Below are 25,917 nucleotides of genomic sequence, written 5' to 3'. Positions count from 1 at the left end.
TCGGCGAAACTGCCGCGCGGCGCTAGAATGCCGGGCAAACCCGCAGCGAACGCCATGACCTCAGACGCATCCCCTCCGTCCCACATCGTCGGCGGAGGCATCAATACCGGCGACTCGGAGCAACCCGTCGCCGTGACCCAGATGCTCGGCGCCGCCAGCAGCGCGCCCGTGCGTGAAGAAGCGCTGCGCGAACGGTTCTTGTCCTTCGACCCTCTGTTCGACGCGACGTCCCGGCTGGTCGCCCACGAACTCGTCTTGCGCGGCCGCACCGCCGCCCCGGACGCTGCGCCGGAACTCCGGCAGATGGACGAGGACATGCTGTTGACGGGCCTGTATTCGTTGACGCAGGACGGCCTTTCCGAAGCGTTGCCGCTGCTGGTCCGAATCAGTACAGGCGTGCTGTTCAGCGAGATCCCGCGCGAGATCAACCAGCGCCAGCTGATCTGGTGCGTGCGTCTTTCCAGTTCCCGCGATCTCGCGCGGGCACTGGCCCTGCAGGACGCCGGCCTCAATTTCTGTCCGACGCTCGACCGCGGCGACGCCGTCGTGCAGGACAGCGCGTCGGCCTGGCCCTATCTCGCCTGCCATGCTGACGACGTGCGGCCGAGGACGAGTGCCCGCCTGATCGTCGAAGGGATTCGCAACGCGCCGGCCCTCGCGCGCTGGCCCGTCGACGCGTGGTTCCGCGGCAGCTTCTTTTCCGGCGACACCCAACCCGTAGCGAGCAGCCACGAGTTGGCCATGCAGCTCGACCTGCTGGCGATCGCGCTGCGCGAGCCCGTCGACACACTCGCGCAGTTCTTTCGCCTCAACCCGAACATGGCCCAGCGTTTCCTCGCGATCGCCAACTCGCCGGTGGGCGGGCTGAGCCGGCCCGCCGAGTCGGCGGCCCACGCACTCGTCATGCTCGGCGGGCCGCGCGCACGTCGCGTGGCCGCCTTGCTTGCGCTCGCCGGCGGGGCGCCGGGCGATGCGAGCCGCCACTATGCCGTGACCGCACTCACGCGTGCGCTGTTCATGGGCAAGATCACCCGGCTCGGCGCACCGGCCGAGAGCGCGGCGGCCGCGTTCGAGATCGGCCTGCTGTCGACCGCCACCTATGCCCTTTCCCTGCCGGTGGAGAGTCTGATACGCAGGCTCGGCCTGTCGGCGACGAGCGCGCGCGCCTTGAGCGCCCACCCTTCCGCCGAGGGCAGGCTGCTGCAGTTGACTTACGCCTGCGAGAGCAACGATGCCGAGACCCTGGCGCGCTTTGCCCAGCAGCTCGGCGTTCCGCTGCACCAGATATCGGTCGCCTATCTCGACGCGCTGATCGCCGCGTCGGCCCTCGATGTCGCGCTGCATTGACGGCGTAAAATGGCGGCTTTTGCGCATCGCCAGCCCATGCACCCGACCCTCGTATTCGACATTGAGACCATTCCCGACCTGGCCGGCTTCGCCGCGGTCCACGGGATAGACGAGTCGGCGCTGCCGCAAGCCGAACTCGCGGAAATGGCATTGCTCGCGCGCCGACAGAAGACCGGCAGCGACTTCATGCCGCATCACTTGCACCGCATCGTCGCGATTTCCTGCGTGCTGCGCAGCGGCGATCAGTTGCGTGTCTGGTCGCTCGGGGAGAACGACAGCGGCGAGGCCGAACTGATTCATCGCTTCTACGACGGAATCGAACGTTACACGCCGCAACTCGTCTCGTGGAACGGCGGCGGCTTCGACCTTCCCGTTCTCCACTACCGCAGCCTCAGCCATGGGGTGGCGGCGCCGCGCTACTGGGACTGGGGCGACGACGACAAGGAATTCAAGTGGAACAACTACCTCGGCCGCTACCACACGCGTCACCTCGACCTGATGGACGTGCTTGCGATGTACCAGCCGCGCGCGAGCGCGCCGCTCGACCAGATGGCGAAGCTGTGTGGCTTCCCCGGCAAGCTCGGGATGGATGGCTCCAAGGTGCTCGAAACGTTTCAAAACGGCGACATCGAGTCGATCCGCAACTACTGCGAGACCGACGTCATGAACACCTGGCTCGTCTATCTGCGTTTCCAGAAGATACGCGGCACGCTTTCCGAAGCCGCCTACCTCGCTGAAATCGCGCTTGCGCGCGCCACCGTCGAGGCGCATCCCGCGGCGCACTGGCGGGAGTTTCTCGCGGCCTGGGCATGAATCCGGTCGTCGACATCCTTTCCCTCGATCACGAGGGCCACGGCGTCGCACGCCTCGACGGCAAGGTCACCTTCGTCGACGGCGCGCTGGCCGGCGAGCGCGCGGAAATCGCGATCTTTCGCAAGCACGCCAAGTACAACTCGGCCAATGCGGTCGCGATTCTCGCGCCCAGCGCGCAGCGCGCAGAACCGCGTTGCCGCTATTTCGGCCGCTGCGGCGGCTGCTCGATGCAGCATCTCGAGCCGAGCGCCCAGGTCGCGGCCAAGCAACGCGTGCTCGAGGAAAACCTCGCCCGCATCGGCAAGGTCCGCCCCAGTGTCCTGCTGCCGGCGCTGCACGGCCCGAGCTGGGGCTACCGCGGCCGCGCGCGCCTCTCGGTGCGCCGCGTCGAGAAGAAAGGCGGCGTGCTGGTGGGCTTTCACGAGAAGCGCTCGAGCTTCATCGCCGACATGGCCAGCTGCGAGGTGCTCGCCCCCGGCGTGTCGGCCCTGATCCAGCCGCTGCGCGAGCTGATCGGCCGCCTGTCGAACGCCGACCGCATCCCGCAGATCGAAGTCGCCGCCGGCGAACACGTCATCGTGCTGGTGTTCCGCCTGCTCGAACCCTGGAACGACGACGATGCGGCGCACGTTCGCGCATTCGCCGACGCGCACCACGTGCAGGTCTGGGAGCAGCGCAAGGGTCCGGAGACCGCGCGCCCGTTCTGGCCCGACATCGCGCCGGAATTGAGCTACGGCCTGCCCGAATTCGGGCTGGTAATGCCTTTCCGGCCGACCGAGTTCACCCAAGTCAACAGTGCGATCAACCGCGCGCTCGTGAGCCGCGCGCTGCGCCTGCTCGACCCGCGGCCAGGCGAACGCATCGCCGACCTGTTCTGCGGCCTCGGCAACTTCACGCTGCCGATCGCGCACCGCGGCGCCGACGTCCTCGGCATCGAGGGCAGCACGGAGCTCGTCGCCCGGGCGCGCGAAAACGCCCTGCGCAACGCCCTGCCCCACGCGCGATTCGAGGTCGACAACCTGTTCGAGATGACGCCGGAAAAATTCGCCGCGCTCGGGCCCTTCGACAAGCTGTTGATCGACCCCCCGCGCTCGGGCGCGATCGAGGTCGTGAAGTCGCTGCCGGAGGCCGGCGCGCCCCGCCGCATCGTCTACGTTTCCTGCGATCCAGCGACGCTCGCACGCGATGCCGAGGTGCTCGTCCACGTCAAGGGCTACCGGCTGGAAGCGGCCGGCGTCGCCAACATGTTCCCTCACACCGCGCACGTCGAATCGATCGCGCTATTCGAGCGCTAATCCCTTAGAATCCGTTTTTTTCGCCCCCAGCCCCTAACTCCTGGATCCCAGCCCCCAGAAATGGCACTCATCGTACAAAAGTACGGCGGCACCTCGGTCGCCAACGTCGAACGCATCCGCGCCGTGGCCGAACGCGTCGCCAAGTTCAAAATGCTCGGCCACCAGGTCGTGGTCGTGCTCTCGGCGATGTCGGGCGAAACCAACCGCCTGATCGGCCTCGCCAAACAGATCCAGGCCGAACCCGACCCGCGCGAGCTCGACATGATGGTGTCGACTGGCGAGCAGGTCACGATCGCGCTGCTCGCGATGGCGCTCAAGGATCTCGGCCTCAAGGCGAAGAGCTACACCGGCGCCCAGGTGCGCATCCTCACAGACGACGCCTTCACCAAGGCCCGCATTCTCAGCATCGACGAGGCCAAGATGCGGCGCGACCTCGACTCGGGTCACGTCGTCGTCGTCGCGGGCTTCCAAGGCGTCGACGAGGGCGGCAACATCACGACCTTGGGACGGGGCGGCTCTGACACCACCGGCGTCGCGCTCGCGGCCGCGCTCAAGGCCGACGAATGCCAGATCTATACCGACGTCGACGGCGTCTATACGACCGACCCACGCATCGTCCCCGAAGCACGGCGGCTGAAGACCGTGACGTTCGAGGAAATGCTCGAAATGGCGAGCCTCGGCTCCAAGGTGCTGCAGATCCGCTCGGTCGAGTTCGCAGGCAAGTACAAGGTCAAACTGCGCGTGCTGTCGAGCTTTCAGGACGAAGGCGACGGCACGCTCATCACATTCGAGGAAAACGACAACATGGAACAGGCCATCATCTCGGGCATCGCCTTCAGCCGTGACGAAGCGAAGATCACTGTCGTCGGCGTGCCGGACCATCCGGGCATCGCCTATCAGATTCTTGGCCCCGTCGCCGACGCCAACGTCGACGTCGACATGATCGTGCAGAACGTCGGTCACGCCAACACCACCGACTTCACCTTCACCGTGCACCGCAACGACTTCGCCAAGGCGATGAGCCTCGTCAAGGCGACCGCCGCGACGGTCGGCGCACGCGAAGTCACCGGTGACGACAAGATCGCCAAGGTGTCGATCGTCGGTGTCGGCATGCGCTCGCACGTCGGCATCGCGAAAAAGATGTTCGAGACGCTGTCGAAGGAAAACATCAACCTGCAGATGATCTCGACCTCCGAGATCAAGATCTCGGTCGTGGTCGAGGACAAGTACCTCGAACTCGCCGTGCGCGCGCTGCACCAGGCCTTCGAACTGGACAAGGCGACGGCCTGAAGTGGCTTTCCGCCGCGCATTCCGCTACAATGCGCGGCGGTTCGGAGACGTGGCCGAGTGGTTGAAGGTACTCCCCTGCTAAGGGAGCATACGGGCTTAAACCTGTATCGAGGGTTCGAATCCCTCCGTCTCCGCCAATCCGAACAAGTTTGCGTCGCAGCGCGAAAACCGCGTATAATGCGCATCCTTCAAAGCGCCCGTAGCTCAGCTGGATAGAGTACTTGGCTACGAACCAAGGGGTCAGGAGTTCGAATCTCTTCGGGCGCGCCAAACATCGAAAGTCCGGTCATCCGACCGGACTTTTTTTTCTTATCGCAGATCGCCGGTCCGGCTTTTCGGCGTCGCATGCAAACGGCCTGCGTGACGGCAACCCCGCACCCTGCGATATCGTCATCCACGCCGTAGGGAAGCACGCGGAATCGCTTAAAATTGCGCCTGCCTCAGTATCAGAACACCCCGATGGAATCCGCTTCCCCCGCACCGGCCCAGGCCGGCGACCCGGCCCTTGCGCGCGACGTCAAGAAGCGCCGCACGTTCGCGATCATCTCCCACCCGGACGCCGGCAAGACGACGCTGACCGAAAAGCTGCTGCTGTTCGGCGGCGCGATCCAGATGGCCGGCACGGTCAAGGCGAAGAAGAGCGGCAAGTTCGCCACCTCGGACTGGATGGCGGTCGAACAGGAGCGCGGCATCTCGGTCGCCTCGTCGGTCATGCAGTTCTCCTACGGCGACTGCGTGTTCAACCTGCTCGACACGCCGGGCCACAAGGACTTCTCGGAAGACACCTATCGCGTGCTGACCGCGGTCGACGCGGCGATCATGGTCGTCGACGCCGCGAAGGGCGTCGAAGAACAGACGATCAAGCTGCTCGAAGTCTGCCGACTGCGCGACACGCCGATCATCACCTTCATCAACAAGCTGGACCGCGAGGTGCGCGAGCCGCTCGAGCTGTTGGACGAGATCGAGTCGATCCTGAAGATCCACTGCGCGCCAGTGACCTGGCCGATCGGCATGGGCAAGCGCTTCCAGGGCGTGTATCACCTGATCCACGACGAGATCCTGCGGTTCAAGGCAGGCGAGGAAAACGCGGGCCAGCAGTTCGAGTCGCTGCAGGGCCTCGGCGACGCGAAGCTGCGCGAGCTCTTTCCGCTCGAGGCCGACGCGCTGCTGTCCGAGATCGAACTCGTTCGCGGGGCCGGCGCGGCCTTCGACCTGGCAGACTTTCTCGCTGGCCGCCAGACGCCCGTGTTCTTCGGCTCCGGCATCAACAACTTCGGCGTGCGCGAGGTGCTGCGCGCACTGTCGGACTGGGCGCCCTCGCCACTGCCGCGCGATGCGGTCGAGCGCACGGTCGAGCCGACCGAACCGAAGTTCACCGGTTTCGTCTTCAAGATTCAGGCCAACATGGACCCGCAGCACCGCGACCGCATCGCGTTTTTCCGCGTCTGCTCTGGCCGCTATTCGCCGGGTATGAAGGTGCGCCACCGGCGCACCGGCAAGGACATGAAGATCGCCAACGCGGTCGTGTTCATGGCCAACGAGCGGCAGCGCTCGGACGACGCCGTCGCGGGCGACATCATCGGCATCCACAACCACGGCCAGCTGCAGATCGGCGACACGCTGACCGAAGGCGAGGCGCTGCAGTTCAAGGGCATCCCCTACTTCGCGCCCGAATTGTTCTCCAAGCCGCGGCTCCGCGATCCCTTGCGCGCCAAGCAGCTCAACAAGGGCCTGCTCGAACTCGGCGAGGAAGGCGCGGTGCAGGTGTTCGAGCCCTTCGCCGACAACACGCTCTTGATCGGCGCAGTCGGCCCGCTGCAGTTCGAGATCGTCGCGCACCGATTGAAGACCGAATACGGCGTCGACGCGAGCTTCGAGAACGCGGGGATTCACACGGCGCGGTGGGTCACCTGCCCCGACGCCCAGCACCTCGCCGAATTCACCAAGGCCAATTCGCTGCGGCTCGCCAAGGACGTCGACGGCAATCTCGTGTATCTGGCCGACACGCGCGTGAACCTCACCCTCGCCCAGGAACGTTGGCCCAAGGTCGCGTTCCACGACACGCGCGAGCACGGACAGCTCCTGACTTGAGTCGCACGTTCCGTATGCGGCGCGGCCGTTGAAGAACACGCCTGAGGATCGCGCGGTCGCGGTGATCGCGCGGTAACGCAAGCGGCGCGCTTCGTGACACGCGTGCCGCGGCGCCTTTGCTATACCAAGAGCTCTCGCCGCGGGGGCCTCCCGGCGGCAACGAAGGAGCCGTGCAATGCTGAGTGTTCGCAGTCTGTTCGTCCTCGCCCGCAAGGTGGTGTCCGCCTACATCGCGGACTACGCACCGAGCATGGGCGCCGCCATCGCCTATTACAGCGCGTTCTCGCTCGCCCCGCTTCTGGTGATCGTGATCGCGGTCGCCGGCGCCGTGTTCGGCCGCGATGCCATCCAGGGTCAGATCGTCGCGCAGATCGGCGGACTGATCGGGCAGGAGGGCGCCATCCTCGTGGAACGTCTCGTGCGCAGCGCGAGCGACACGGAAAAAGGGCTGGTCGCCGGCCTCGTCAGCGGCGGCGTCCTGGCACTCGGTGCGACGACCGTCTTTGCCGAACTGCAGCGCGCGCTCGATCGCATCTGGAAGGTGCCGAAATCCGAGAGGCCATCGGGCATCTGGGCGCTGCTGCGCGCACGCCTGCTGTCCTTCGGCCTGATCCTGGGCCTCGCCTTCCTGCTCATGGTGTCGCTGATCGTAAGCACGGCGATCGCGGTGTTCGGCCGATGGACCGGCGCGCTCATGCCGGGATGGGAAGTCGTGCTGCAGTGCGTCAACATGGCGATATCGCTGTCGATCACGACCCTGCTTTTCGCGATGATCTTCAAGCTCATGCCGTCCGCCGACGTCGCATGGCGCGACGTGTGGATAGGCGCGGCGGTGACCGCGGTCCTCTTCGAGCTCGGAAAGCTGCTGATCGGGCTCTACCTCGGCAAAAGCGCGCTCTCCGAATCCTTCGCCGCGGCCGGCTCGCTGGTGGTGCTGCTGGCCTGGGTCTACTATGCCTCGCAGATCTTCCTGCTCGGTGCCGAGTTCACGAAGGTATACGCCGACGAACACGGTTCGCTGAAGCACGGGCAGAGCGCCTCAAGGGCCGCCGCGCCGGTCGTCGCCGCAAAAGGCTAAGCGGGCGGTCGCACGCCAAAAAAGGCCGGCTGATGGATGCCGGTCTTTCAGGAAAATCTTCCGGTGAAAAGCGCCGCGCGACCCGCGCTACTTCCCGCTTGCGTCGTCCGCCTGTTGGCGCTCGGCGTTTTCCCAGTCGCGCTGGAGCGCCTGATACGCTCGGACGAAGCCCTGCCGGGTTTCCTCCCAGGCGCTCGCCGTGCTGCTCTTGAGGCTGCCGTACCACTCGGCAACCTCAACGCGCTCGTCCTGCAAGGCACGCATGGCCTCGCGGGAACGCGCGCGCGCCGCGGCATCCATGCGCTCCCAGTTCCGGTCGATGTCGGTCTCGAGCGCGTCCATGCGGCGGTCGAGCAGGTCGAGCGCGACCTTGGCTTTCTGCGCGGCTTCGTCGCGCTTGTCCGCACTGTAGCGCTTGATCGCGTCGGCCGCGCTGCCGAGCTTCTGCCGGACTTCCGCCGCGGAAGGCGCGTCGCTGGGCGACTGGGCGGCGGGCGCCGTGTCGTCGGCCTGCTGCGCCTCGGCCGGATACGCCGGGAAAACGGTGCCGAGCAGAGCGGCCGTGACGAATACCTTTCCGCATCTCTTCATGACAGCCTCCGTACGCGTTTGATTCGCCTTCGAAGTATAGCCAGCGGCTGCGGGCCGAAACGCTCCGCGCAGGCATGACCGCTAGCCGCGGAACAGGCTGATCGCGTCGTCGAGACGCTGCACCGCGTGCACCGTCATGCCGGCGATTTTCTGCTTGGGCTGGTTCGCGGCCGGCACGATGGCCTGGGTGAAGCCGAGCTTGGCCGCTTCCTTCAGGCGCTCCTGTCCGCGCTGCACCGGACGGATCTCGCCGGCGAGCCCCACTTCGCCGAACATCACGAGCTTGTCGGGCAGCGGCTGGCTCCTAAGCGACGACACGATCGCGGCCAGGACGGCGAGGTCGGCCGCCGGCTCGCTGATCTTCACCCCGCCGACCGCGTTGACGAAGACGTCCTGATCGAAACAGGCGATGCCGGCGTGGCGATGCAAGACGGCGAGTAGCATCGCGAGACGGTTCTGCTCGAGGCCGACACTCAGACGGCGTGGATTGGGCGCGTGACTCGTGTCGACGAGCGCCTGGATCTCGACGAGGAGCGGGCGCGTTCCTTCCTGCGTCACGAGCACGCACGAACCCGGCACGGGCTCGCCGTGACGCGAGAGAAAGATTGCCGAGGGGTTCGAAACGCCCTTCAGGCCCTTTTCGGTCATCGCGAACACGCCGATCTCGTTGACCGCCCCGAAGCGGTTCTTGAACGCGCGCACGAGGCGGTAGCTCGAGCCCGTGTCCCCCTCGAAGTACAACACGGTGTCGACAATGTGCTCGAGCACGCGCGGCCCGGCGATCGCGCCTTCCTTGGTGACGTGCCCGACCAGGATGACCGCGGTGCCGCTCTGCTTGGCGTGGCGGGTGAGCTGCGCCGCGCACTCGCGCACCTGCGCGACCGATCCCGGCGCCGAGGTCAGGGCCTCCGAATAAACGGTCTGGATCGAGTCGACGACGGCGACCTCGGGCGAGGTCGCCGCGAGCTGCGCGAGGATCGCCTCGAGCCGAATCTCGGGCAAAACCGGCAGCCGCGTTTCGGGCAGGGCAAGACGCCGGGCGCGCAAGGCGACCTGACGTGCCGATTCCTCGCCGCTGACGTAGAGCGTCCCCATGCGCTCCGCCAGCCCGGCGAGCGCCTGCAGCAGCAGCGTCGATTTTCCGATGCCCGGGTCGCCGCCGATCAGCGTGACGCCGCCCGGGACGAGGCCGCCGCCCAGGACGCGGTCGAGTTCGCCGATCCCTGTCGCGATGCGGCTTTCCTCCGAGGCCTCGACCTCGTGCAGCAGCTGTACCTGACTCGTCGCCGCGAGCGCGGCGAAGCGGGGCTTTGCCGTCTCGGCGATCGTCTCGACCAGCGTGTTCCAGGCGTTGCACGCCGGGCACTGGCCCTGCCATTTGGGCGAGCTGCCGCCGCACTCGGTGCAGGTGTAAACCGTTTTGGCCTTCGCCATGACGCCGCTTACGCGGGGAACACGCCGGTCGACAGATAGCGGTCGCCGCGGTCGCAGACGATCGAGACGATGGTCGCGTTCTCGACTTCCTTCGACAGTTGCAGCGCGGCCCACAGCGCGCCGCCCGAAGAGATGCCGGCGAAGATGCCTTCCTCGCGCGCGAGGCGCCGGGTCGTCTCCTCGGCGTCCTGCTGGCCGACGTAGATCATGCGGTCGACGCGGCTCGGGTCGCAGATCTTCGGCACGTATTCGGCCGGCCACTTACGGATGCCGGGAATCTGCGCGCCTTCGGTCGGCTGCACGCCGACGATCTGGATCGCGGGGTTCTGCTCCTTGAGGTAGCGCGAGCAGCCCATGATCGTGCCGGTCGTGCCCATGCTCGAGACGAAATGGCTGATCCGGCCTTCGGTGTCGCGCCAGATCTCCGGGCCGGTGCTGCGGTAATGCGCGGCCGGATTGTCGGGGTTGGTGAACTGGTCGAGGACGCGGCCGACGCCCTGTTTCTCGAGTTCGATCGCCAGATCGCGCGCCCCCTCCATGCCCGCCTCCCGGCTGACGAGCCGCAACTCCGCGCCGAAGGCACGCATGGTCTGGCGCCGCTCGATCGACAGATGCTCGGGCATGATGAGCACCATCTTGTAGCCACGCATCGCCGCCGCCATCGCGAGCGCGATGCCCGTGTTGCCGCTGGTCGCCTCGATCAGCGTGTCACCGGGCCGGATCTCGCCGCGCGCCTCGGCCTGCTCGATCATCGACAGCGCGGGGCGGTCCTTCACCGAACCGGCCGGATTGTTGCCTTCGAGCTTGACCAGCACGATGTTCGACGTCTCGCCGGGCAGACGCTTGAGACGCACCAGCGGCGTATTGCCGACCGTATCCTCGATGGTCTTGTAAGTGCTCATGACTGCAGCAGACGCTCGATGTAGCGTGCAGTTCCCTCTTCGACACTGTAGAACGAGCCGTCGTAGCCGGCGCGACGCAGGGCCGCCGTATCCGCTTCGGTATAGCTCTGGTACTTGCCCTTGAGCGCCTCGGGGAAGGCTACGTAGCCGATGAGCCCCTGAGCCTGCATCTCGTCGAGCGTCAACGCATCCTGGCCCTCGGCCGCGCGGCAGGCGTTGACCGTGGCAACGGCGACGTCGTTGAAGCTCTGGCAGCGCCCGGTTCCGACGTTGAAGATGCCCGACACCTCGGGATGGTCGAGGAACCACATGTTGACCCGCACGACGTCCTCGACCGAGACGAAGTCGCGGCGCTGCTCGCCGTTCGGATAGCCGTCGCACCCCTCGAACAGCTTCACCCGGCCCTCGGCACGGTACTGGTTGAAGAAGTGGAAGGCGACCGAGGCCATGCGGCCCTTGTGCTGCTCGCGCGGCCCGTAGACGTTGAAGTAGCGGAAGCCCGCGATCTGCGCCGTGCGCTCTGCCCACAGCCGGCGCACGCTCTGGTCGAACAGGAACTTCGAGTAGCCGTAGACGTTGAGCGGCGACTCGCACTCGCGCGATTCGGAAAACACCCGCCCGCTGCCGTAGACGCTCGCCGACGAGGCGTACAGGAACTGCGCGCCTTCATCCTGGCAGAACTTCAGCAACGCGCCCGAATAGCGGTAGTTGTTGTCCATCATGTAGCGGCCGTCGGTCTCCATTGTGTCGGAGCAGGCGCCCTCGTGGAAGATCGCCGCGACGCTGCCGTCGAGCACACCCTCTTCGACCACGCTGAGAAATTCGGTCTTGTCGAGATAGTCGGCGATTTCACAGTCGGTCAGGTTCTTGAACTTGTCGGCCTTGGTGAGGTTGTCGACTGCGATGATGTTCGTCTCGCCGCGCTCGTTCAGCGCCTTGACGATGTTGGCGCCGATGAAACCGGCGGCGCCGGTGACCACGGTGTACTGGCTCATGGCTGTCCTCCGGTTGAGCTGTTTGCAAAAACCTCGTCCGCCGTCGCGACCGCGGTGCCGAACTTGCCGACGACGATGCCTGCGGCGCGGTTCGCCAGCCGCATCGCCTCGACGCTGCTCGCCCCCGCACCCAACGCAACCGCGAGGGCAGCGATGACGGTATCGCCGGCGCCCGAGACGTCGAACACCTCCTGCGCGCGCGTCGCTTCGTGGTGCGCGCCCTCGGCGTCGAAGAGACTCATGCCCTCCTCGCTGCGTGTCACGAGCAGGGCGTCGAAGCGGAATTTGCGACGTACCTCCGCTGCCTTGTCGGCGAGCTCGCGCTCCGATTTCCAGCCGCCCGCGATCTCGCGGAATTCGCTGCGGTTCGGCGTGATCAGCGTCGCACCGGCGTAACGCGCCCAGTCGTCACCCTTGGGATCGACCAGAATAGGCTTCTTCGCGTCGCGCGCCAATTCGATCATGCGGCCGACGTGCGTCAGCCCGCCCTTGCCGTAGTCGGAGAGAATCACCACGTCGCACTCCGCGAGAAGCCGAGCGAAGGCTTCGAGCTTGGCGGCGAGCACTTCATGGCCGGGCTGGGTTTCGAAATCGACGCGCAGGAGTTGCTGCTGCCGGCCGATGACACGCAGCTTGGTGATCGTCGAATACGCCGGGTCCTCGTGCAACTGCACGGCGAACGGCTCGGCGTCGAGCAGGCGGCGCAAGGCCAATCCGGCTTCGTCGCGCCCCGCCACCGACAGCAGGGTTACCTGCGCACCGAGCGCCGCGGCGTTGCGTGCGACGTTGCCTGCGCCGCCGATGCGATCCTCGTTGCGCGTGACATGCACGACCGGCACCGGCGCTTCGGGCGAAATGCGCGAAACCTCGCCGAACCAGTAGCGGTCGAGCATCACGTCACCCGCGACGAGGATGCGGGTGCGCGCGATCGCGTCACGCAACGGCGTCACGGGCGCCCGATCGGGAAATAGTCGAAGCCCATTTCGCGCATCGCGCGCGGCTCGTAGAGGTTGCGGCCGTCGAAGATCAACGGCGCCTTCAGCAGCGATTTAAGGGTGTCGAAGTTGGGGCTGCGAAACACCTTCCATTCGGTCACGATGAGCAGCGCGTCGGCGCCCTTCAAGGCGTCCATCGGGCTGTCGACGAGTTGCAGGTCAGCCCGCTCGCCGTAGATACGGCGGGTCTCGTCCATCGCCGCCGGGTCGTAGGCGGAAACGCTCGCACCCATCGCCCAGAGCGCGTCGAGCATCGTGCGGCTCGGCGCCTCGCGCATGTCGTCGGTATTCGGCTTGAACGCGAGCCCCCACATCGCGAAGCGCCTGCCTTCGAGGTCGTTGCCGAAGCGCGCGACGAGCTTGTTCACGAGAATCTGCTTCTGCGCGTCGTTGGCCTCCTCGACCGCGTCGAGCACGCGCAGGGGCACGCCGTTTTCCTGGCCGGTACGGCGCAGGGCCTGCACATCCTTGGGGAAGCACGACCCGCCATAGCCGCAGCCGGCATACAGGAAGTCGTAACCGATGCGCGGGTCGGAGCCGATGCCGTGGCGCACCTGCTCGATGTCGGCGCCGAGCTTTTCCGCGAGGACCGCGAGTTCGTTCATGAAGGAGATGCGCGTCGCCAGCATCGCGTTGGCGGCGTACTTGGTCAATTCGGCGCTCCTGACGTCCATCACGCGCAGGCGCTCGTGGTTGCGCTGGAAGGGCGCGTAGAGCTGGCGCAGAAGCTGTGTGGCGCGCTCGCTGTCGGTGCCGATCACGATGCGGTCGGGCTTCATGAAATCCTCGACCGCCGCACCTTCTTTCAGGAATTCGGGGTTGGAGGCGACGTTGAATTCGATCGCCGCGCCGCGCCTCGCCAGTTCCTCGGCAAGTGCCGCCCTGACCTTGTCGGCGGTGCCCACGGGCACGGTCGACTTGTCGACGACGAGCTTGTAGTCGTCCATGTGCCGCCCGATATTGCGCGCGGCCGCGACGACGTACTGCAGGTCGGCCGAGCCGTCCTCGTCAGGCGGCGTGCCGACGGCGATGAACTGGATCTGGCCGAAGGCCACCGATTCCTCGATGTCGGTCGTGAAGTGCAGGCGGCCCGCGGCGACATTGCGCTGCACCATGTCTTCGAGCCCGGGTTCGTAGATCGGGATGCCGCCGGCTTTCAACGTTTCGATCTTCTTCGGATCGAGATCGAGGCACAGCACGTCGTTGCCGACCTCGGCCAGGCAGGTTCCGGTCACCAGGCCGACGTAGCCCGTGCCGATCACAGTGATTTTCAAAACGCTCTCCCTAGATTTTCTTCAATGTCCGCTTGAATCGCCGCGAGCGCCGCGAGCGGATCGCCCGCGCCGGTGATGGGGCGGCCGATCACCAGATCGGTGGCTCCGGCGCGCAGCGCCTCGACCGGCGTCATCACGCGGCGCTGGTCCGCCGCTGCGGCGCCCGCCGGGCGAATCCCCGGGGTGACCAGACGGAAGTCCGCGCCGAGCGCGGCACGCAGACCTGCGGCCTCCTGCGCGGAGCAGACGACGCCGTCGAGCGCGCAGGCGTGTGCGAGGCGGGCGAGCCGCATCACCTGCTCGGCCGGCGTGTCGGCGACGCCGGTCTCGGCGAGGTCGCCGGCGCTCATGCTCGTCAACACAGTGACCGCGATCAGCAAAGGGCGTTGCGGCGTATCCGCGGCGCCATCCCCCGGGGGCAGGGATTCGAGCGCCTCGCGGGCGGCGTCCATCATGCGCCGACCGCCCGCGGCGTGGACGTTGAGCATCCACACGCCGAGTCCCGCGGCCGCGCGGCACGCGGCGGCGACGGTATTCGGGATATCGTGAAACTTGAGATCGAGAAAGACCTCGAAGCCGCGCGCGACCAGCGCGCGCACGAGATCGGGTCCGGCTGCCGTGAACAACTCCTTGCCGACCTTGAGCCGGCATCGTGCGGGATCGAGCCGATCCGCCAGTGCCAGCGCCGGGGCACCCGCCGGAAAATCCAGCGCGACGATAATCTTGTGCGTCATTCTTCTTCCCTGCCCCCTGGATCGTGCCTCTAGCTCTCGCCTTCGCCGCGCTCGGGATCGAAGCTGTCCCAGCGCCCGCACGCCGGACAACGCCAGAAGAATTGCTTGGCCTTGAAGCCGCAGCTGCCGCACTGGTAGCGCATCATGCGCTGGCTGTACGAGGCGACGAGGCTCTTTTCCACCTGCAACAGCTCACGCTGCTCGGGGTCTGCCGTGACGATTTCGGCCTCGAGCAGGCGATCGAGCGTGCGCAGGCTCGGGTTGCGGCGCAGTTCCTCTCGTGCGAGTTGGCGCGCGGCCGCCGCCCCTTCGGTCTCGGACACCGCCAGATACAAGGCGTTGAAAACATCGTGCGAAGGCTGCCGCGCATAGAAGGCGCGGAGCCACTGCACGCCCTCGCCGACGCGCCCAAGCTGGCGATAGCTCCCGAGCACGCGGTCGACGACGAGCGCCATGTGACCCGCGCTCTGGGTCTCGACCAGACGCCACGCCGCGATCGCCGCTTCGTGCCGCCCGGCCGCGGCGTGCAGGTCGCCCGTCATCAGGTTCGCGCGCACCGACTGGCGGTTCGCGGCGAGCGCCTGCTGCAGCTGCGCTGCTGCGGCGTCCGAATTGCCCTTGGCTGACTCGAGCAGGGCGAGCTCGCAATAAAAGTGCGCGATATCCGCGTTCAGCGGCTTGCTCGTGTCGCGCTCGAGCAGGCGCGCCGCGTCGATCGCTTTCTGCCAGTCCTTTTCCTGCACGTAGATTTCGAGCAGATGCGTGCGCGCCTGCCCGTGCTGGGAGGTCTCGAGCAGCTTGCCGAACACCTGCTCGGCGCGATCGAGCAGGCCGGCCTTGAGGTAGTCCTGGCCCAGCTCGCTCATCGCCCGCAGGCGCTGCTCCTCGGCGAGCCCTTTGTGACCCTGAGGATATTCGCGCTCGAGCAGGTGCTCGTGCATGCGGATGGCGCGGTCGAATTCGCCGCGGCGCCGGAACAGTCCGCCCAGCGCAAAATGCAAATCGATGGTCTCGGGCTCGAGCTTGACGACTTCCAGAAACGCCTCGATGGCCTTGTCCGGCTGCTCATTGAGCAGGAAATTGAGGCCGCGGAAATACGAGTTGGGCAGCGCCCGCGATTCGGTGACGACCTGCCGGATGTCGACCCGGGCCGCGATCCAGCCGAGGGCGAAAAAGAGCGGAAACGCGAGCAGCCACCAGAATTCGAATTCCATCCGCGGTCACACGCCCGGCAGATCGGTCGGAATCGTCGTCGTATCCGGCTCGGGCAGGCGCGGCTTGCGCGCAAGCTCGCGCCGCAGGCGGAAGAGCGTCGGCAGGAGCGCGACCACGCCGGTCAAGGCACCGAGCAGGAAAGCGAGACCGAGCAACACGATCAGCGGCACCTGCCACACGTAACCGAGATAGGAATAGAAGGTCGCGGTGTGGCTGTTCTTCAGCGCAAACCCCAGAACCAGCAGGAACAGCGCGACTTTCGCCGCCAGTCCCAGATAACGGGTGAGATTTTTCATGGTATGTCGCGTCGGGTTGGCGCCATTCTACCTTTGCGCACCGGCTTCAAAAAGCGCGCACCGGAAAAAGAAAACGGCGCTTGCGCGCCGTTTTCCAGTCCTTTCCAAGCGAGGCCGTGCCCGCCGACCCGCCCGCGAGGCGGGCGGAAGCGACTACAGCGGGAAATCGACGCGGTCGCGCAGTTCCTTGCCGGCCTTGAAGTGCGGCACATACTTCGCCGGCACCTGCACGCGCTCGCCCGACTTGGGGTTGCGACCGAGACGCGCGGGTCGAAAGCTCAGGCTGAAGCTGCCGAAACCGCGGATCTCGATGCGCTCCCCGCGCGACAGGTTCTTCGCCAGCGCGTCGAGGATCGTTTTCACCGCCATTTCGATATCCGCGATCGAAAACTGCGAATGCCGCCCCGCCAGTTGAGCAATCAGCTCGGACTTGGTCATGGTTACTCAGCGTTCTTGTTGTCGAGCTTGGCCTTCAGCAGCGCTCCCAGATTGGTCGAGCCGCTCGCGGCCGCAGCGGATTCGGCTGCGAATTTCTTCATCGCCGCGTCCTGCTCGGTCATGTCCTTGGCCTTGATCGACAAGTTGATCACGCGGTTCTTGCGATCGACGTTGATGATCATGGCTTCGATTTCGTCGCCTTCCTTGTAGTGGCTGCGCATGTCTTCGACGCGGTCACGCGAGACTTCGGAGGCACGCAGATAGCCTTCCATGTCGCTGTCGAGCTTGACGGTGGCGCCCTTGGCTTCAACGGTCTTGATCGTGCCCTTGACGATGCTGCCCTTCTCGTGGCCGGTCGCGTAGCTGGTCAGCGGATCGCCTTCGAGCTGCTTGATGCCGAGCGAGATGCGCTCGCGCTCGAGATCGATGCCGAGCACCACGGCTTCCACGTCCTGGCCCTTGCGGAAGTTGCGCACGGCTTCTTCGCCAGGCACGCTCCACGACAGGTCGGACAGGTGGACGAGGCCGTCGATGCCGCCAGGCAAGCCGATGAACACGCCGAAGTCGGTGATCGACTTGATCGCGCCGGAGACCTTGTCGCCCTTCTTGTGGTTCATCGCGAAGTCTTCCCACGGGTTCGACTTGCACTGCTTCATGCCGAGCGAGATGCGGCGCTTGTCCTCGTCGATGTCGAGCACCATGACTTCGACTTCGTCGCCGAGCTGCACGATCTTCGACGGGCTGACGTTCTTGTTGGTCCAGTCCATTTCGGAAACGTGGACCAGACCTTCGATGCCCTCTTCGATCTCGACGAACGCACCGTAGTCGGTCAGGTTCGCGACCTTGCCGAACATGCGGGTGCCCTGGGGGTAACGGCGTGCGATGCCGACCCACGGATCGTCGCCGAGCTGCTTCAGGCCGAGCGAAACGCGGTTCTTCTCGGTGTCGTAGCGCAGGATCTTGGCTTCGAGCTCCTGGCCGACGTGCACGACTTCGGTCGGATGCTTGACGCGGCGCCACGCCATGTCGGTGATGTGGAGCAGGCCGTCGATGCCGCCGAGGTCGACGAACGCGCCGTAGTCGGTGATGTTCTTGACGACGCCCTTGACGATCGAGCCTTCCTTCAGGCTTTCCATCAGCGCTTCCCGATCGGCGCCCATGGTCTCTTCGAGCACGGCACGGCGCGACACGACGACGTTGTTGCGCTTGCGGTCGAGCTTGATGACCTTGAACTCCATTTCCTTGTATTCGTAGGGCGTGGTGTCCTTGACCGGGCGCATGTCGACCAGCGAACCCGGGAGGAAAGCGCGCAGGCCGCCGACCAGCACCGTCAGGCCGCCCTTGACCTTGCCCTGCACCATGCCCGAAACGACGCGGCCTTCGTTCATGGCCGCTTCCAGGTCGAGCCACGCTGCCAGTTTCTTCGCACGCTCGCGCGACAGCTTGGTCGCCCCGAAGCCGTCTTCGATCGATTCGATGGCGACGGAAACGAAATCGCCGACCTTGGCTTCGACTTCGCCCTGGTCGTTCTTGAATTCTTCGAGCGGAATCAGGCTCTCGGATTTGAGGCCGGCGTTCACGGTCACGAAGTTGTGGTCGATGCCGACGATCTCGGCGGTGATGACCTCGCCCTGACGCATCTCCTGATGCGAGAGCGACTCCTCGAACAGCGCGGCGAAGCTTTCCATGGAGGCGGGAGCGGAAGAAGCGGTAGCAGTAGACATTAAAAACCTTCAGTCCGTCGGCGAGGACGGGGTTCGTTGCACATCGTCAGCCGGCAGGGCGCACGACCGACACGGAATAAAAACTTACTTGCCAGACTTGTCGCGGTAGTGGGCGAGCACCGCATCGACCGCTGCGACGACGTCCATGTCGGTGGTATCGAGAACCAGGGCGTCGGCGGCGGGTTTCAGCGGGGCGACGGCACGCGCGCTATCGCGTGCGTCGCGGGCCTGCATATCCGCAACAAGGGCCGGTAGACTAGCAGACATCCCCTTTTCGATCAACTGCTTATAGCGTCGTTCCGCCCGCGCTTCGGCGCTCGCAGTGAGGAAAACCTTGGCCACCGCGTCGGCGAACACGACCGTGCCCATGTCGCGCCCGTCGGCGACCAGCCCCGGCGCCTCGCGGTACGCGCGCTGACGGTCGAGCAAGGCCGCGCGCACGGCGGGCAAGGCGGCGACTTTCGACGCGCCCTCGCCGACCGCTTCGGCACGGATCGCGTCGCTGACGTCTTCGCCGTCGAGACGGACCGCGCCGCCGCCGAAACTCGCCGGCAGTTGCGCCGCGAGTTCGGCGACCCGCGCTTCGTCGTCGAGCGCGACGCCGCGCTTCATGGCCATGAGCGCGGTCAGCCGGTACAGGGCACCGCTGTCGAGGAAGTGGAAGCCAAGCGCGGCCGCGACGCGTTCGGCGACCGTGCCCTTGCCCGAGGCCGAGGGGCCGTCGACGGTCAGGACCGGGGCCAAGGAATCGGACGGTCTCATCGCGCGATCTCCGCAAAGGCGTTGAAGTAACCGGGGAAGGTCTTGGCGACGCAGCCCGGGTCGTTGATGCGGACGGCGACACCGCCGAGCGACACGAGCGACAGGCACATCGCCATGCGATGGTCGTCGTAGGTGTCGATAACGGCGCCCGCGCGCAGGGTTTCCGGCGGCGTGACGCGCAGGAAGTCGTCACCCTCCTCGACCGTCGCGCCGACCTTGCGCAGTTCGGTCGCCATCGCCGCGATGCGGTCGGTCTCCTTGACGCGCCAGCTTGCGATGTTTCGCAGCGTCGTCGTGCCGTCGGCGAACAAGGCCGCGACGGCGAGCGTCATCGCGGCGTCTGGGATCGCGTTGCAATCGAGGTCGATCGCCTTGAGACGCCCCTGCGCTGGCGCGCAGGCTTCGATCCAGTTCGGTCCCATCGCGATCCGCGCGCCCATCGCAGCCAGTGCGTCGGCGAAACCGACGTCACCCTGGACGCTGTCGCGCCCCACGCCCTCGACGCGGACCGGACCGCCGCCGATCGCGCCAGCGGCCAAAAAGTACGATGCCGACGAGGCGTCGCCCTCGACGTAGATTTCGCGCGGACTGCGATAGCAGGCGTCCGCGGCGACCGAAAAGGCCTGCCAGCCGTCGCGCGCCACCTCGACGCCGAAGCGGCGCAGCATCGCGAGCGTGATTTCGATGTAGGGCTTGGAGATCAGCTCGCCGACGACCTCGACGCGTGTGCGAAGCCGCCTGAGCGGCAAGGCCATGAGAAGGCCGGTCAGAAACTGGCTCGAGACGTTTCCGCGGATGTGGGCCACGTCCGCCCCGGCCTGCGGGGGATGGACATGCAGCGGTGGGAAGCCGAGCGTGCCGCGATAATCGATCCGCCCACCCAACTGGCGCAACGCGTCGACGAGGTCACCGATCGGGCGCTCGTGCATGCGTGCGACGCCGTCGAGGACGTAGTCGCCGCCCGACAGCGCGAGCACGGCCGTCAGCGGCCGGAACGCGGTGCCGGCGTTACCGAGGAAGAGCTCGGCCTGGCGCGCCGGAAACGCCCCGGCGACGCCGGTGACCCGCCAGTGGTTGTCGCCGCGATCCTCGACGCCGACACCGAGCGCCTGCAGCGCCGCCAGCATGTAGCGCGTGTCGTCCGAATCGAGCACGTCGTAAACGTCGGTCACGCCCTCGGCCAGCGCGGCGAGCAGCAGTACGCGGTTGGAAATGCTTTTCGAACCCGGCAAGCGCACGGTGCCGCTGGCCCGGCTGCGTCCGGGCAAATCGAGAAATTCCATTACAGGTCCTGAGTGTCGATCCAGCCCGCGCGGGCATCCCGCGCACGCGAAAAAATCTCGAGCAGCGCGGTGCCGTCTGCGGCCGCGACGGCGGTGCTCAGCGTTTGCAGGGCCGCGACGTAGGCGTTCAGTTCGCCGAGTAGCGCGTCGCGGTTCGCGAGCGCGATGTCGCGCCACATCTCGGGGCTGCTGCCGGCGATACGCGTGAAGTCGCGAAAGCCGCTCGCGGCGAAGCGGAAAAAGGTGTCGCGATCGGCACGCTGCGCCAATTCGTCGACCAAGGCATAGGCGGCGAGGTGCGGCAGGTGGCTGACCGCGGCGAAAACGCGGTCGTGCGTCGCCGCGTCGAGCAGCTCGGGCTCGGCGCCGACGGCCTGCCACAGCGCCTTGACGATCGCCAGCGCGTGCGGATCGGTATCCGCGTCGGGGGTCAGGACGACCTTCCTGCCGCGGTAGAGGTCGGCGCGCGCCGCATCGGGCCCGCTCTGCTCGGAGCCGGCGATCGGATGCCCGGGCACGAAGTTGCGCCATTTCGCCCCCAGCGCCGCGCGCGCCGTCGCGACGACCCCGGATTTGGTGCTGCCCGCGTCGGTGACGATCGTGCGCGCCGTCAGGTGCGGCTCGAGCGCGCGCAGCACCGTTTCGGTCTCGCCGACCGGCATCGCCAGAAGAACGCAGTCCGCCTGTCCCGCCTCGCTCCAGTCGCCGGCCCGGTCGATCAGGCCGCGCGCGCGCGCCTGTTCGACGCTGGCCGGCTTCCTGCCGACACCGACCACCTCGCCAACCGCGCCGGCCTGCTTCAGGGCGAGCGCAAACGATCCACCGATCAGGCCGACGCCAATGACTGCGAGGCGCTCGACGATCACGGCAGGGCTTTCCGGCTGTCGGGGTGCCGGCCGGGCGCCGCCGCGAGAACCTCGCCCAGGGCGTCGAGAAAGCGCGCATTCTGGCCGGCAAGACCGACAGACACGCGCAGGAATTCGGGCAGCCCGTAGGCTGCGACCGGTCGTACGATCACGCCGCGCTTGAGTAGCTCGGTGTTGATGCGCGCCGCATCGCCGACCCGCGCGAGGACGAAATTGCCCTTCGACGGGACGGTCTCGATGTCCAGGGCCGCGAGCCCGCCTAAGAGTTGCTGCATGCCCGCCGCGTTGAGCGCATAGCTTCGCGCGAGAAAGGCGTCGTCGTCGAGCGCGGCCTCCGCCGCGGCGAGCGCCGAGGCGTTGACGTTGAACGGATGGCGGACCCGGTTCAGCAGGTCGACGACGTCGGCGTGCCCGATCCCGTAGCCGACCCGTAGCCCGGCCAGACCGTAGGCCTTGGAAAAGGTGCGGCTGATCAAGAGATTGGGGAAACGCACCACCCAGGCCGCCGTGTCGCAGCGCGACGCGGGCGCGAGGTATTCGCCGTAGGCCTCGTCGAGGACGACCAGCACGCGGGGCGGCACGGTCTCGAGGAAGGCCTCGATCTCGTTCCACGGCAGGAAAGTGCCGGTCGGGTTGTTGGGATTCGCGATCCACACCACCCGGGTGTCGTCACGGATCGCGGCGCGCATGCGTTCGAGGTCGTGGCCGAAGTCCCGCGCCGCGACCGCGATCCCGTGGGCACCGACCGTATGCGTGGCGATCGGGTAGACCGCGAACGCGTACTGCGCATAGACGGCCGAGGTCCCCGGCGCGAGATAGGCGCGCGCGACCATGTCGAGCACGTCGTTGGAACCATTGCCGAGCACGATCTGCGCCGCGTCGACGCCGAGCCTGGCCGAGAGCTTCGCCTTCAGCGCGTAGCCCGCACCGTCCGGATACAAGGCCATGTCCAGGAGCGCGTCCTGGGCCGCGGCAAGCGCGAACGGGCTCGGACCGAGCGGATTTTCGTTCGAAGCGAGCTTGACGATATCGGCTTCGGCCAGGCCCAGTTCGCGTGCAAGCTCGGAAATCGGCTTGCCGGGCTGATACGGAGCGATCGCGCGCACGTGGGGCGGCGCGGTTGCAGCGCAGATCGAATCGCAGCCGCTCATGCCGACGCCGCAGGGTAGGAGCCGAGGATCTTGAGGAAGGCCGCCCGCGAATCGATTTCGGCGAGCGCCGCGGCGAGCCGTGCGTCCTTGCGGTGACCTTCGCAGACGACGAAGAACAGGTATTCCCAGGTGCCCGAGCGGGCCGGTCGCGACTCGAACTTGCTCATCGACACGCCCGCGTCGGCGAGCGGCTGCAGCAGCTTGACCACGGCGCCCGGCTGGTTCTTCGCGCCCATCACGAGCGAGGTCTTGTCGCGCCCCGACGGTGCCGCGTCGTGCGCGCCGAGAACCAGAAAGCGCGTCGTGTTGCTCGCCTCGTCCTCGACCCGCGCGGCGACCACGGAAAGTCCGTAAAGCGCAGCGGCCGCTTCGCTGCCGAGCGTCGCCGCTACCGGCTCTGCCGCGGCGCGGCGCGCGCCCTCGCTGTTGCTGACGACGCTGACGCGCTCGGCGTCGGGCAGGTGGCGGCTCAGCCAGTGCTGGCACTGGGCGAGCGATTGCGCGTGACCGTAGACGCGGCGGATGCCGTCGAGATCGCCGTGTTTGCGCATCAAGGTCTGATGGATCGGCAGCATGACTTCGCCGCAGATGCTGAGCGGGCTTGCCACGACGAGGTCGAGCGTGCGCCCGACCGCGCCGTCGGTCGAGTTCTCGACCGGCACCACGGCAAAATCGGCGCGGCCGGTCTCGACGGCATGGAAGCACGCGTCGATGTCGGCCTCGGCGAGCGCGTCGACTTCATGGCCGAACTGCTTGTGCACGGCCTGCTCGCTGAACGTTCCGGCCGGGCCGAGATAGGCAACCCGCGTCACTTCCTCGACCGCGCGGCAGGCCGACATGATTTCGCGGATCAGGCGCTCGACGGTCTCGCCCGACAGCGGGCCGGGATTCGACTCACGCAGCCTGCGTACGATCTGCGCTTCGCGCTCGGGCCGATAGATGCGCTCACCCTGCTTCGCGTGCCCGACCTGCTGCGCGAGCGCGGCGCGCTCCGAAATCAGCGCAAGGAGCGTGTCGTCGATGCTGTCAATACGCGCGCGCAGCGCACCGAGTTCCGCCGACACGTCGGGCCTAGTCCCTGCCTGGTCCTTCATGCGGGCAGATAGCGCACGCCGAGCACGCCGCCGATCGCGTTGAGCTGCGCGATGACCGATCCCGCCACCGCGCTGTCGACGTCGACGAGCGTGTAGGCCATGTCGCCCTTCGACTTGTTGACCATGTTGTGGATGTTGAGGCCGGCGGCGGCGAGCACCGACGAGATCTGCCCGACCATGTTCGGCACGTTGGCGTTGGCGATCGCGAGGCGGAAGGCCGACTCGCGAGGCATCGCGACACTGGGGAAATTGACCGAATTGAGGATGTTGCCGTTCTCGAGATAGTCGGTGAGCTGCTCGGCGACCATCACGGCGCAGTTCTCCTCGGCCTCCTCGGTGCTCGCGCCGAGATGCGGCAGGGCCACGACCTTCGGGTGGCCCTTGAGCGCGTTCGCCGGGAAATCGCAGATGTAGGCGTGCAGCTTGCCGGCGTCGAGCGCCTCGATCACGGCGGCGTTGTCGACGACACCCTCGCGCGCAAAGTTCAGCAGCACGGCGCCCGAACGCATCAGGCTCAGGCGCTGCGCGTTGATCAGGTTGCGGGTGGCGTCGAGCAGCGGTACATGCAGCGTGACGAAGTCCGCCGTGCGCAGCACGTCGTCGACGTTCTCGGCGCGCTTGACCTGCGAAGGCAGGCGCCAGGCCGCGTCGACGGTGATCGCCGGGTCGTAGCCGACGACGTTCATGCCGAGGCGGATCGCGGCTTCGGCGATGTGCGAGCCGATCGCGCCGAGCCCGATCACGCCGAGCGTGCGGCCCGGCAGCTCCATGCCGGCGAACTGCTTCTTGCCGGCTTCGGTCGCCTTGTGCATCGCCTCGTCCGTTCCGTCAAGACTCTCGACGAACTTGAGCGCCGGCACGAGGTTGCGCGCGCCCATGAGCATGCCGGCGATCACGAGCTCCTTGACCGCGTTCGCGTTCGCACCCGGCGCGTTGAAGACCGGCAGGCCGCGCTCGGACATCTTCTTGACCGGGATGTTGTTGGTCCCCGCACCGGCCCGCCCAATGGCGCAGACGGAAGTCGGAATCTCCATCTCGTGCATGTTCGCCGAGCGCACGAGGATCGCGTCGGGGTCGGCGAGGTCGCCGCCGACGACGTAGTGCTCGGGCAGACGCGCGAGACCGCGCGCCGAAATCGCGTTGAGCGTGAGGATCTTGCGGGCCTCAGCCATGATTCTTCTCGAACGCGTGGAGGTAGTCGACGAGCGCCTTCACCCCCTCGGTCGGCATCGCGTTGTAGATCGAGGCGCGCATGCCGCCGACCGAACGGTGGCCCTTCAGTTGCAGCAGGCCGCGCTCCTTGGCGCCCTTGAGGAAGGCCTCGTCGAGCGCGGCGTCCTTCAGGGTGAACGGCACGTTCATCAGCGAGCGGTTGTCCTTCGCCACGGGCGACGCGTAGAAGTCGGTCGCGTCGAGCGCTTCGTAGAGCAGCGCCGCCTTCTCGCGGTTGATCTTCTCCATGCCGGCCAGGCCGCCGCGCGCCTTCAGCCACTTGAAGACGAGCCCAGCGGTATACATGGCAAAGGTCGCCGGGGTGTTGTACATCGATTCGTTGTCGGCGTGGATCTTGTAGTCGAACATCGTCGGCGTGCCGGCGACGGTTTCGCCCATCAGGTCCTCGCGCACGATCACGATCGTGAGCCCGGCCGGGCCGATGTTCTTCTGCGCGCCGGCGTAGATCACGCCGTACTTCGAGACGTCGATCGGACGCGAGAGGATCGTCGACGACATGTCGGCGGCGATCGGGACATCGCCGGCCTCGGGCGTCCAGAAGATCTCGACCCCGCCGATCGTCTCGTTCGGCGTGTAGTGGACGTAGGCCGCGTTCGGGTCGAGCTTCCACCGGTCCTGCGTCGGCGCATAGCTGAAGTTCCGGTCTTCGCTCGACGCGACGACGTTGACGGCCGCGTACTTCTTCGCCTCCTTGATCGCCTTCTTCGACCACTCGCCGGTGTTGAGATAGTCGGCCGAGGCTTTTCCGCGCAGCAGGTTCATCGGCACCATCGCGAACTGCGACGACGCCCCGCCCTGCAGGAACAGGACCTTGTAATTCGCCGGAATCGCCATGAGCTCGCGCAGGTCGGCTTCGGCCTCGGCCGCGATGCCCATGAACTCCTTGCCGCGGTGACTCATTTCCATGACCGACATGCCGCTGCCGTGCCAGTCGACGAGCTCGGCTTGCACCTGCTGCAGCACATCCTTGGGAAGCACGGCCGGGCCGGCGCTGAAGTTGTAAATGGTCATGCGGT

At 66.7% G+C, this 25,917-nt stretch carries 24 protein-coding genes and 2 tRNA genes; 8 read left to right on the top strand and 18 right to left on the bottom strand.

Features of this window, described 5'->3' with window-relative positions; all coding sequences use genetic code 11:
* Positions 1 to 54 precede the first annotated feature (54 nt).
* The 8 genes from TBD_RS04900 (at position 55) to TBD_RS04865 (ending at position 7,914) form a co-directional block, all read left to right on the top strand.
* Entirely contained in the window at positions 55 to 1,347 is a 1,293-nt protein-coding gene (locus tag TBD_RS04900; protein ID WP_041432965.1) for an HDOD domain-containing protein, read from the top strand.
* 36 nt (positions 1,348 to 1,383) lie between these two features.
* Positions 1,384 to 2,160: a 3'-5' exonuclease gene (locus tag TBD_RS04895; protein ID WP_041432963.1), complete on the top strand. Its 777-nt coding sequence runs from the start codon at positions 1,384 to 1,386 to the stop codon at positions 2,158 to 2,160.
* Positions 2,157 to 3,455, top strand: a complete 1,299-nt coding sequence (gene rlmD / locus TBD_RS04890; protein ID WP_011311482.1) for a 23S rRNA (uracil(1939)-C(5))-methyltransferase RlmD — start codon at positions 2,157 to 2,159, stop codon at positions 3,453 to 3,455. The genes TBD_RS04895 and rlmD overlap by 4 nt, the downstream gene beginning before the upstream one ends.
* A 60-nt stretch (positions 3,456 to 3,515) precedes the next feature.
* Positions 3,516 to 4,745: an aspartate kinase gene (locus tag TBD_RS04885; RefSeq protein WP_011311481.1), complete on the top strand. Its 1,230-nt coding sequence runs from the start codon at positions 3,516 to 3,518 to the stop codon at positions 4,743 to 4,745.
* 43 nt (positions 4,746 to 4,788) lie between these two features.
* Positions 4,789 to 4,882 (top strand) — tRNA-Ser (locus TBD_RS04880).
* A gap of 56 nt (positions 4,883 to 4,938) precedes the next feature.
* Positions 4,939 to 5,015, top strand: a tRNA-Arg gene (locus TBD_RS04875).
* A gap of 189 nt (positions 5,016 to 5,204) precedes the next feature.
* Positions 5,205 to 6,836 (top strand): peptide chain release factor 3, encoded by a 1,632-nt coding sequence (locus tag TBD_RS04870; RefSeq protein WP_011311480.1) that lies wholly within the window; start codon positions 5,205 to 5,207, stop codon positions 6,834 to 6,836.
* A gap of 175 nt (positions 6,837 to 7,011) precedes the next feature.
* Positions 7,012 to 7,914 (top strand): YihY/virulence factor BrkB family protein, encoded by a 903-nt coding sequence (locus TBD_RS04865; protein WP_011311479.1) that lies wholly within the window; start codon positions 7,012 to 7,014, stop codon positions 7,912 to 7,914.
* A gap of 87 nt (positions 7,915 to 8,001) precedes the next feature.
* Here the strand turns inward: TBD_RS04865 and TBD_RS04860 are convergent, their stop codons facing one another.
* The 18 genes from TBD_RS04860 to serC all read right to left on the bottom strand — a co-directional run bounded on the left by TBD_RS04860 (position 8,002) and on the right by serC (position 25,912).
* Complete coding sequence (locus TBD_RS04860) at positions 8,002 to 8,505, bottom strand: hypothetical protein (protein WP_011311478.1); 504 nt, start codon at positions 8,503 to 8,505, stop codon at positions 8,002 to 8,004.
* An 81-nt stretch (positions 8,506 to 8,586) separates the two neighbouring features.
* A complete protein-coding gene (radA, locus tag TBD_RS04855; protein WP_011311477.1) occupies positions 8,587 to 9,939 on the bottom strand; it encodes a DNA repair protein RadA in 1,353 nt (450 codons plus the stop codon).
* Positions 9,940 to 9,947: 8 nt separating this feature from the next.
* Complete coding sequence (gene cysM, locus TBD_RS04850; RefSeq protein WP_011311476.1) at positions 9,948 to 10,841, bottom strand: cysteine synthase CysM; 894 nt, start codon at positions 10,839 to 10,841, stop codon at positions 9,948 to 9,950.
* A complete protein-coding gene (gene rfaD, locus TBD_RS04845; protein ID WP_011311475.1) occupies positions 10,838 to 11,836 on the bottom strand; it encodes an ADP-glyceromanno-heptose 6-epimerase in 999 nt (332 codons plus the stop codon). Before rfaD ends, cysM begins: the two co-directional genes overlap by 4 nt.
* A complete protein-coding gene (gene rfaE1 / locus TBD_RS04840) occupies positions 11,833 to 12,777 on the bottom strand; it encodes a D-glycero-beta-D-manno-heptose-7-phosphate kinase (RefSeq protein ID WP_011311474.1) in 945 nt (314 codons plus the stop codon). The genes rfaD and rfaE1 overlap by 4 nt, the downstream gene beginning before the upstream one ends.
* 5 nt (positions 12,778 to 12,782) lie before the next feature.
* On the bottom strand, positions 12,783 to 14,105 hold the full coding sequence (locus TBD_RS04835; protein ID WP_011311473.1) for a UDP-glucose dehydrogenase family protein: 1,323 nt from the start codon (positions 14,103 to 14,105) through the stop codon (positions 12,783 to 12,785).
* Positions 14,102 to 14,839, bottom strand: a complete 738-nt coding sequence (gene pyrF, locus TBD_RS04830; RefSeq protein ID WP_011311472.1) for an orotidine-5'-phosphate decarboxylase — start codon at positions 14,837 to 14,839, stop codon at positions 14,102 to 14,104. The genes TBD_RS04835 and pyrF overlap by 4 nt, the downstream gene beginning before the upstream one ends.
* Before the next feature lie 29 nt (positions 14,840 to 14,868).
* Entirely contained in the window at positions 14,869 to 16,053 is a 1,185-nt protein-coding gene (gene lapB, locus TBD_RS04825) for a lipopolysaccharide assembly protein LapB (RefSeq protein ID WP_011311471.1), read from the bottom strand.
* A gap of 6 nt (positions 16,054 to 16,059) precedes the next feature.
* Positions 16,060 to 16,350, bottom strand: a complete 291-nt coding sequence (locus TBD_RS04820; RefSeq protein ID WP_011311470.1) for a lipopolysaccharide assembly protein LapA domain-containing protein — start codon at positions 16,348 to 16,350, stop codon at positions 16,060 to 16,062.
* Positions 16,351 to 16,503: 153 nt separating this feature from the next.
* A complete protein-coding gene (locus TBD_RS04815; protein ID WP_011311469.1) occupies positions 16,504 to 16,788 on the bottom strand; it encodes an integration host factor subunit beta in 285 nt (94 codons plus the stop codon).
* A 2-nt stretch (positions 16,789 to 16,790) separates the two neighbouring features.
* Complete coding sequence (rpsA, locus tag TBD_RS04810; protein WP_011311468.1) at positions 16,791 to 18,512, bottom strand: 30S ribosomal protein S1; 1,722 nt, start codon at positions 18,510 to 18,512, stop codon at positions 16,791 to 16,793.
* An 84-nt stretch (positions 18,513 to 18,596) separates the two neighbouring features.
* The gene (gene cmk, locus TBD_RS04805; protein ID WP_011311467.1) at positions 18,597 to 19,274 is read right to left on the bottom strand and encodes a (d)CMP kinase; all 678 of its coding nucleotides are present in this window, start codon (positions 19,272 to 19,274) and stop codon (positions 18,597 to 18,599) included.
* Entirely contained in the window at positions 19,271 to 20,557 is a 1,287-nt protein-coding gene (gene aroA, locus TBD_RS04800; RefSeq protein ID WP_011311466.1) for a 3-phosphoshikimate 1-carboxyvinyltransferase, read from the bottom strand. The genes cmk and aroA overlap by 4 nt, the downstream gene beginning before the upstream one ends.
* A complete protein-coding gene (locus TBD_RS04795; protein WP_011311465.1) occupies positions 20,557 to 21,423 on the bottom strand; it encodes a prephenate dehydrogenase in 867 nt (288 codons plus the stop codon). Before TBD_RS04795 ends, aroA begins: the two co-directional genes overlap by 1 nt.
* Positions 21,420 to 22,574 (bottom strand): histidinol-phosphate transaminase, encoded by a 1,155-nt coding sequence (gene hisC, locus TBD_RS04790; RefSeq protein WP_011311464.1) that lies wholly within the window; start codon positions 22,572 to 22,574, stop codon positions 21,420 to 21,422. Before hisC ends, TBD_RS04795 begins: the two co-directional genes overlap by 4 nt.
* Positions 22,571 to 23,668 carry a prephenate dehydratase gene (pheA, locus tag TBD_RS04785; protein WP_011311463.1) on the bottom strand — a complete coding sequence of 366 codons (1,098 nt, stop codon included), beginning with the start codon at positions 23,666 to 23,668 and terminating at the stop codon, positions 22,571 to 22,573. The genes hisC and pheA overlap by 4 nt, the downstream gene beginning before the upstream one ends.
* The gene (locus TBD_RS04780; protein WP_011311462.1) at positions 23,665 to 24,840 is read right to left on the bottom strand and encodes a phosphoglycerate dehydrogenase; all 1,176 of its coding nucleotides are present in this window, start codon (positions 24,838 to 24,840) and stop codon (positions 23,665 to 23,667) included. The genes pheA and TBD_RS04780 overlap by 4 nt, the downstream gene beginning before the upstream one ends.
* On the bottom strand, positions 24,833 to 25,912 hold the full coding sequence (gene serC / locus TBD_RS04775) for a 3-phosphoserine/phosphohydroxythreonine transaminase (RefSeq protein ID WP_011311461.1): 1,080 nt from the start codon (positions 25,910 to 25,912) through the stop codon (positions 24,833 to 24,835). The genes TBD_RS04780 and serC overlap by 8 nt, the downstream gene beginning before the upstream one ends.
* Between the last annotated feature and the right edge of the window lie 5 nt (positions 25,913 to 25,917).

Origin of the sequence: Thiobacillus denitrificans ATCC 25259 (assembly GCF_000012745.1) — a bacterium.
Classification (GTDB): Bacteria; Pseudomonadota; Gammaproteobacteria; order Burkholderiales; family Thiobacillaceae; genus Thiobacillus; species Thiobacillus denitrificans_B.
Note: the sequence above shows the minus strand (reverse complement) of the source record. Positions and strands in the feature narration are given on the sequence as shown.

What these genes read in the sequence shown, in the direction of transcription:
- TBD_RS04900 (WP_041432965.1), top strand. Translation starts at nt 55, where the DNA reads ATGACCTCAGACGCATCCCCTCCGTCCCACATCGTCGGCGGAGGCATC.
- TBD_RS04895 (WP_041432963.1), top strand. Translation starts at nt 1,384, where the DNA reads ATGCACCCGACCCTCGTATTCGACATTGAGACCATTCCCGACCTGGCC.
- rlmD (WP_011311482.1), top strand. Translation starts at nt 2,157, where the DNA reads ATGAATCCGGTCGTCGACATCCTTTCCCTCGATCACGAGGGCCACGGC.
- TBD_RS04885 (WP_011311481.1), top strand. Translation starts at nt 3,516, where the DNA reads ATGGCACTCATCGTACAAAAGTACGGCGGCACCTCGGTCGCCAACGTC.
- TBD_RS04870 (WP_011311480.1), top strand. Translation starts at nt 5,205, where the DNA reads ATGGAATCCGCTTCCCCCGCACCGGCCCAGGCCGGCGACCCGGCCCTT.
- TBD_RS04865 (WP_011311479.1), top strand. Translation starts at nt 7,012, where the DNA reads ATGCTGAGTGTTCGCAGTCTGTTCGTCCTCGCCCGCAAGGTGGTGTCC.
- TBD_RS04860 (WP_011311478.1), bottom strand. Translation starts at nt 8,505, where the DNA reads ATGAAGAGATGCGGAAAGGTATTCGTCACGGCCGCTCTGCTCGGCACC.
- radA (WP_011311477.1), bottom strand. Translation starts at nt 9,939, where the DNA reads ATGGCGAAGGCCAAAACGGTTTACACCTGCACCGAGTGCGGCGGCAGC.
- cysM (WP_011311476.1), bottom strand. Translation starts at nt 10,841, where the DNA reads ATGAGCACTTACAAGACCATCGAGGATACGGTCGGCAATACGCCGCTG.
- rfaD (WP_011311475.1), bottom strand. Translation starts at nt 11,836, where the DNA reads ATGAGCCAGTACACCGTGGTCACCGGCGCCGCCGGTTTCATCGGCGCC.
- pyrF (WP_011311472.1), bottom strand. Translation starts at nt 14,839, where the DNA reads ATGACGCACAAGATTATCGTCGCGCTGGATTTTCCGGCGGGTGCCCCG.
- lapB (WP_011311471.1), bottom strand. Translation starts at nt 16,053, where the DNA reads ATGGAATTCGAATTCTGGTGGCTGCTCGCGTTTCCGCTCTTTTTCGCC.
- TBD_RS04820 (WP_011311470.1), bottom strand. Translation starts at nt 16,350, where the DNA reads ATGAAAAATCTCACCCGTTATCTGGGACTGGCGGCGAAAGTCGCGCTG.
- TBD_RS04815 (WP_011311469.1), bottom strand. Translation starts at nt 16,788, where the DNA reads ATGACCAAGTCCGAGCTGATTGCTCAACTGGCGGGGCGGCATTCGCAG.
- rpsA (WP_011311468.1), bottom strand. Translation starts at nt 18,512, where the DNA reads ATGTCTACTGCTACCGCTTCTTCCGCTCCCGCCTCCATGGAAAGCTTC.
- cmk (WP_011311467.1), bottom strand. Translation starts at nt 19,274, where the DNA reads ATGAGACCGTCCGATTCCTTGGCCCCGGTCCTGACCGTCGACGGCCCC.
- aroA (WP_011311466.1), bottom strand. Translation starts at nt 20,557, where the DNA reads ATGGAATTTCTCGATTTGCCCGGACGCAGCCGGGCCAGCGGCACCGTG.
- hisC (WP_011311464.1), bottom strand. Translation starts at nt 22,574, where the DNA reads ATGAGCGGCTGCGATTCGATCTGCGCTGCAACCGCGCCGCCCCACGTG.
- pheA (WP_011311463.1), bottom strand. Translation starts at nt 23,668, where the DNA reads ATGAAGGACCAGGCAGGGACTAGGCCCGACGTGTCGGCGGAACTCGGT.
- TBD_RS04780 (WP_011311462.1), bottom strand. Translation starts at nt 24,840, where the DNA reads ATGGCTGAGGCCCGCAAGATCCTCACGCTCAACGCGATTTCGGCGCGC.
- serC (WP_011311461.1), bottom strand. Translation starts at nt 25,912, where the DNA reads ATGACCATTTACAACTTCAGCGCCGGCCCGGCCGTGCTTCCCAAGGAT.